The organism is Candidatus Rickettsia tasmaniensis (genome assembly GCF_036857515.1).
Taxonomy (GTDB): domain Bacteria; phylum Pseudomonadota; class Alphaproteobacteria; order Rickettsiales; family Rickettsiaceae; genus Rickettsia; species Rickettsia rickettsii.
The window spans coordinates 1-1,306 of record NZ_JAQCNX010000059.1; the positions used below are offsets into that span (position 1 = coordinate 1).

A 1,306-nucleotide genomic window follows, 5' to 3' on the forward strand; every position below is an offset into this window, starting at 1 on the left:
AAGCGAACTTGTTGCCTCATCAAAAACATATATTGCTGGATTTTTTAAGATGGTTCTTGCAATTGCAATACGCTGTTTCTCACCGCCCGAAAGCTTTAAGCCTCTCTCGCCTACCTGCATCTCATACCCTTCGGGTAACGTGCTAATAAACTCATGAATATGAGCATTTTTTGATGCTGCTATAACTTCATCGTAGCTTGCTGCATTATTACCGTATGCGATGTTGTAATATATCGTATCATTAAACAGTACCGTATCTTGCGGGACAATTCCAATAGATTTACGCAGCGATTGTTGCGTGACTTCTCTTATATCCTGACCATCAATAGTAATATTGCCGCTATTAATATCGTAAAACCTAAAAAGCAAGCGTGATATCGTCGATTTCCCTGCCCCGCTACTACCGACTACTGCTAAAGTTTTACCGCTCTTGATCGTAAAACTTATATTATGTAAAATCGGACGTTCCTGATTATAAGCAAAGCTAACATTATCGAAACTAACCTCACCTTTTAAGATAATTAGCTCCTTAGCGTTCAAAGCATCCTCTACTTCTGCTGGTATATCAAGCAGCTTAAACATATCTTCCATACTAACTAGAGCGTTTTTAATTTCTCTATAAGCAAAGCCAAGTATTGAAAGCGGGATTGATAGCTGAAATAGATAAGTATTAACCATTATTAAATCGCCGACGGTCATTTTATTTTGGTTAATAGCATTTGCTGAAAGTATCATAAGGCTAACAAGCCCTAAGGATATTATAACATCCTGCCCGATATTTAAAATCGATAGGCTGTTAGCAGTTTTAGTAGCTGATTTTTCATAAGTTTGTAAAGCCTCATTAAACTTTATCGCCTCATATTCTTCATTACCGAAATATTTAACAGTCTCAAAATTCAGTAAACTATCGATTGCTCTATTATTGGCGGTGTTATCGCTTTGGTTCATTTCCCTTGCGAAAGAAATACGCCAAGTACTGATTAGGCAAGTATAACCAACATAAACTATCATTGTTATTAAAATAGTTACGGCAAACCAAATACCGTAAACAAAGCGAACTTGTTGCCTCATCAAAAACATATATTGCTGGATTTTTTAAGATGGTTCTTGCAATTGCAATACGCTGTTTCTCACCGCCCGAAAGCTTTAAGCCTCTCTCGCCTACCTGCATCTCATACCCTTCGGGTAACGTGCTAATAAACTCATGAATATGAGCATTTTTTGATGCTGCTATAACTTCATCGTAGCTTGCTGCATTATTACCGTATGCGATGTTGTAATATATCGTATCATTAAACAGTACCGT

2 pseudogenes are annotated in these 1,306 nt (G+C 37.1%); both read right to left on the reverse strand.

The features are described from left to right. A pseudogene (locus O6R16_RS07865) lies at positions 1 to 1,053 on the reverse strand (ATP-binding cassette domain-containing protein); the annotation flags it as partial. Then, a pseudogene (locus tag O6R16_RS07870) lies at positions 1,052 to 1,306 on the reverse strand (ATP-binding cassette domain-containing protein); the annotation flags it as partial. The pseudogenes O6R16_RS07870 and O6R16_RS07865, both read right to left, overlap by 2 nt.